The sequence below is a fragment of the Melaminivora alkalimesophila genome (assembly GCF_000282995.1).
GTDB lineage: Bacteria > Pseudomonadota > Gammaproteobacteria > Burkholderiales > Burkholderiaceae_C > Melaminivora > Melaminivora alkalimesophila.
Genome location: NZ_ALEE01000691.1, coordinates 1 through 5,021 on the forward strand (window position 1 = coordinate 1; position 5,021 = coordinate 5,021).

3 protein-coding genes are annotated in these 5,021 nt (G+C 72.2%); all 3 read left to right on the forward strand.

The window, feature by feature from the left end:
• On the forward strand, positions 1–536 hold a 536-nt coding region (locus A612_RS13405), incomplete at its 5' end, for an EAL domain-containing protein (protein ID WP_040436939.1).
• Between the two features lie 140 nt (positions 537–676).
• Positions 677–4,213, forward strand: a complete 3,537-nt coding sequence (gene smc / locus A612_RS13410) for a chromosome segregation protein SMC (protein ID WP_019374975.1) — start codon at positions 677–679, stop codon at positions 4,211–4,213.
• A gap of 28 nt (positions 4,214–4,241) precedes the next feature.
• A partial coding sequence (locus A612_RS13415; protein WP_019374976.1) for a hypothetical protein occupies positions 4,242–5,021 on the forward strand: 780 nt, incomplete at its 3' end.

Below are 5,021 nucleotides of genomic sequence, written 5' to 3' on the forward strand. Positions count from 1 at the left end.
GGCTCGCCGGCCTGACGGTGGCGGTGAACGTGAGCCCGCGCCAGTTCCACGAGGGCGGCTTCGTCGCGCAGGTGCTGGAGGCGCTGGCGAGCACCGGGGCCGACGCCCGCCGGCTGCGGCTGGAACTGACCGAGGGCATGCTGCTGCAGGATGTCGAGGACACCATCGCCAAGATGGTGCAGCTGCGCGGCTACGGCGTGGGCTTTTCGCTGGATGACTTCGGCACCGGCTATTCTTCGCTGGCTTACCTCAAGCGCCTGCCGCTGCACGAGCTGAAGATCGACCAGGGCTTCGTGCGCGATGTGTTGACCGACCCGAACGACGCCGCCATCGCGCGCACCATCGTCGCGCTGGGCACCAGCCTGGGCTTGCAGGTGACGGCCGAGGGCGTGGAGACGGAGGCCCAGCGCGAATTCCTCGAGCGCCACGGCTGCCACGTCTGGCAGGGCTACCTGCTGGCGCCGCCGCTGCCCCGCGAGCGCTTCGAGGCGCTGGTGCACGAGCACGGGACCGCCCAGGGGCGCGAGGACTACTGAAAGCATAGCTTGCGCGCATGAACCGGCGAGGCTTTGCACGTGCCGCACCGGGTGGGCGCGCGCCTGGACGGCGCGGTCGGCGGTGGGGCCGCGCGGTATCATTTCGCCCTCAACGAAACGCCTCGCCCCGCCTTTTTCTCGTGCGCCTCAGCTCCATCAAGCTCGCCGGCTTCAAGTCCTTTGCCGAGCCGACCCACTTCATGCTGCCCGGGCAGCTGGTGGGCGTGGTCGGGCCGAATGGCTGCGGCAAGTCCAACATCATGGATGCGGTGCGCTGGGTGCTGGGCGAGTCGCGCGCCAGCGAGCTGCGCGGCGAGTCCATGCAGGACGTGATCTTCAACGGCACCACCAGCCGCAAGCCCGCCAGCCGGGCCAGCGTGGAACTGGTCTTCGACAACCACGACCACCGCGCCGGCGGGCAGTGGAACCAGTTCACCGAGATCGCCGTCAAGCGGGTGCTGACGCGCGACGGCACCTCCAGCTACTACATCAACAACCAGCCGGTGCGCCGGCGCGACGTGCAGGACGTGTTCCTTGGCACGGGCCTGGGCCCGCGCGCCTACGCCATCATCGGCCAGGGCACGATCTCGCGCATCATCGAGTCGCGCCCGGAGGACCTGCGGCTGTTCCTGGAGGAAGCGGCCGGGGTCTCCAAGTACAAGGAGCGCCGCCGCGAGACGGAACACCGGCTGGCCGGCACGCGCGAGAACCTCACGCGCGTGGAGGACATCCTGCGCGAGCTGAACGCGAACCTGGACCGGCTCGAGCGCCAGGCCGAGGTGGCGGCGCGCTACCACCGGCTGCAGGCCGAGGCGACGCTGCGCCAGCAGCAGCAGTGGTTCCTGCGGCGCCGCGAGGCCGAGGCCGAGCAGGCGCGGGTGCGCACCGAGGGCCTGCTGGCGGTCAACGAGCTCGAGTCGCGCATGGCGCAGCTGCGCCACTGCGAAGCCGAGCGCGAGCAGCTGCGCCAGGCGCACTATGCCGCCGGCGACGCCGTCAACCAGGCGCAGGGCCAGCTCTACGAGGCGGCCGCCGAGGTGGGGCGGCTGGAGGCCGAGATCCGCTACGTGGTGGACGGGCGCCAGCGCGTGCAGCAGCGCATGGAGCAGTTGCTCGTCCAGATCGACGAGTGGCGCGCGCGCGGCGCCGAGGCGGCCGAGGAGGCGCAAGCGCTGGAGGGCCAGGACGAGGAAGCCCAGGAGCAAAGCGAGCTGGTGGCGGCGCAGGCCGAGGAGCAGGCCCTGCTGCTGCCCGAGCTGGAGGATGCGCTGCAGCAGGCGCGGCGGCGCAGCGACGCGCAGCGCGGCACGGTGGCACAGGTGCAGCAGCAGATCCACGTGCTGGCCGCCGAGCAGCGCAGCGTCTCGGAGCAGCAGCGCCAGCTCGAGGCGCGCGCCGAGCGCCTGCGCGCCGAGCGCAATGCGCTGGCGGCGCCCGACGAATCGCGCCTGGCGCACCTGCGCCAGCAGCTGCAGGAGGCCGAGGAACACGCCGAGGTGGCACAGGAGCGCCTGGCGCTGCTGCAGGACGAGCTGCCGCGCCTGGACGAGGAGCGGCGCCTGCGCCAGCAGGCAGCCAATGCCGAGGCCGCCCGCCAGACAGAGCTTGCGGCGCGCCTGCAGGCGCTGCAGGCGCTGCAGGACAAGCTCAAGGTGGACGGCAAGCTGCAGCCGTGGCTGCGGGCGCATGGCCTGGACGGGCTGCAAGGCCTGTGGAGCCGCATCCAGGTGGAAGCTGGCTGGGAGCCGGCGCTGGAGGCGGCGCTGCGCGAGCGGCTGGCGGCATTGCCGGTGGGCCGGCTGGAGACGGTGCGCGGCTTTGCCGGAACGGACACGCGCCACGGCCCGCCGACGCGGCTTGCCTTCTACGAAAGCGGCGGTGCAGCCGGCGTCGCGCCGCCTCGGCCCGCAGCGCAGGGGCTGCAGCCACTCCTGGCGCTGGTGCGCGCGCCGGATGCGGCGCTGCATGCCGTGTTGGCGGACTGGCTGGCGGGCTGCTACGGCGCACCCTCGCTGGAGACGGCCCTGCAGGCGCGTGCCGGCCTGGCGCCGGGCGAGGCGATCTATGTCGCAGCGGGCCACTCGGTGGGGGCGCACAGCGTGGGTTTCTACGCGCCGGACTCCGAGCAGGCCGGCCTGCTGGCACGCGCCCAGGAGATCGAGCACCTGGAAAAGGAATTGCGCGCCCAGGCGCTGATCGCCGAGGAGGCGGGCGCCGCGCTGGCACGTGCCGAGGCGGCCCATGCCGAGGCCTCGCAGCACCTGGCCGCGGCCCGCCGCGCCGAGGCCGAGGCGCGGGCACGCACGCACGAGCTGCAGGTGCAGGTGCTGCGGCTGACGCAGGACGTGGAGCAGGCGCGGGCGCGCGGCGCGCAGCTGGGGGCCGATCTGGACGAGGTGCTGGCGCAGCTCGATGCGCTCCAGGAGCGCGTCGCCGTGGCCGAGTCGCGCTTCGAGGAACTGGACATGCAGCTGGCCGACGCGCAGGAGCAGCACGCGCAGCTGGATGGCCGCGTGCTGGAGGCCGAGCGCCGGGTGGTGGAGTGCCGCGAGCAGCTGCGCCAGCTGGAGCGGCGCGCCCAGGAGGCCTCGTTCGCGCAGCGCAGCCTGGCCGCGCGGCGCGCCGAGCTGGCGCGCGCCGCGGAGACCGCCGAGCGCCAGGTGCGCGGTCTGCAGGACGAGCACGGGCGCGCCGAGGCCGAGCTCTCGCGCCTGACCGACGCCGCCGCGCAGGGTGGGCTGCAGCAGGCACTGGAAGCCAAGCTGGCGCACGAGCGCCAGCTGGCCGAGCGGCGCGCGCATTACGATGCGCTCACCGCGCGCCTGCGCGCCAGCGACGAGCAGCGCATGCAGCACGAGCGCGCCCTCGAGCCCCTGCGCCAGCGCATCACCGAGCTGCAGCTCAAGGAGCAGGCGGCGCGCCTCGGGGTCGAGCAGTTCAGCGGTTTTCTCGCGGAGGCCCAGGCCGACCTGCAGGCGCTCGAACGGTCGGTGGCCGAGGGCGACGTACAGCTGGAGGGACTGCAGGGCGAGATCGACCGCCTGCAGGGCGCCATCGCCCAGCTCGGCGCCGTGAATCTCGCGGCGCTGGAGGAGCTCGGGCTGGCGCGCGAGCGCAAGACCTTCCTCGATGCCCAGCAGGAAGACCTGAACCTGGCGATGACCACCCTGGAGGATGCGATCCGGCGCATCGACGCCGAGACGCGCACCCTGCTGTCAGGCACCTTCGAGACCGTCAACGGCCATTTCGGCCGCATGTTCCCGGAATTGTTCGGTGGGGGACAGGCGCGGCTGATCATGACCGGCGACGAGATCCTCGACGCCGGCGTGCAGGTCATGGCCCAGCCGCCCGGCAAGAAGAACCAGACCATCCACCTGCTGTCGGGCGGCGAGAAGGCACTCACCGCCATCGCGCTGGTGTTTGCCATCTTCCAGCTCAACCCGGCGCCGTTCTGCCTGCTTGACGAGGTGGACGCGCCGCTGGACGATGCCAACACCGAACGTTATGCGCGTCTGGTCGCGAGCATGTCGCACGGCACGCAATTCCTGTTCATCAGCCACAACAAGATCGCCATGGAGATGGCCGAGCACCTGATCGGCGTCACCATGCAGGAGCAGGGCGTCTCGCGCATCGTCGCGGTGGACATGCAGGCCGCCCTGTCCATGGCCGAGGCATGATGGCAACCGTTTTCCTTCTCCCCTGACCATGAGCAACTTCCAACTCGGTCTCGTCATTGCCGGCGCCCTCGTGCTGATCGTGGTGGTCGCCTACAACGGCTGGACCCACCACCGCAACGCCCCGCGGCGCGCCCAGCCCGGGGCCGACGGCGATGCGCCGCACGCCGCCGGCCAAGCGCGCCACGAACCCGCCTTCGATGGACTGCCACGCGCCGGCGAAGGATCGGACACGGCCCCCCTCGATCACCATGCGGTCGATCCGCGCGAGGCGCTGGAGCTGCCCGTGCCCAAGGCCGAGCGGCGCGGCGGGCTGGATGCATTGATCGACGCCATCGCACCCCTCGTGGCCGAGCAACCTGTCGCGGGCGAGGCGGTGCTGGCGGCCCTGCCTCCGACGCGCCGCGCCGGCAGCAAGCCCTTCGCCATCGAGGCGCTGAACCCGGTCACGCGGCAGTGGGAGACGCCCCAGGCGGGCGTGGCCTACGTGCACTTCCAGGCGGGCGTGCAGCTGGCCAACCGCACCGGAGCGCTCAACGAGATCGAGTTCTCCGAGTTCGTCATGAAGGCGCAGCAGTTCGCCGACGCCATCAACGCCGCGCCGGACTTCCCCGACATGCTGCACGAGGTGGCGCGGGCGCGTGAGCTCGACCAGTTCGCCAGCGAGCATGATGCCCAGCTGAGCTTCACGCTGCGGGCGCGCCAGGCGGCCTGGAGCCCGGGCTATGTGCAGCAGAACGCGCTGCGCGTGGGTTTCGTTGCCGGGGCCGTGCCCGGGCGCCTGGTGCTGCCGGCCTCCGAGGCGGGGCTG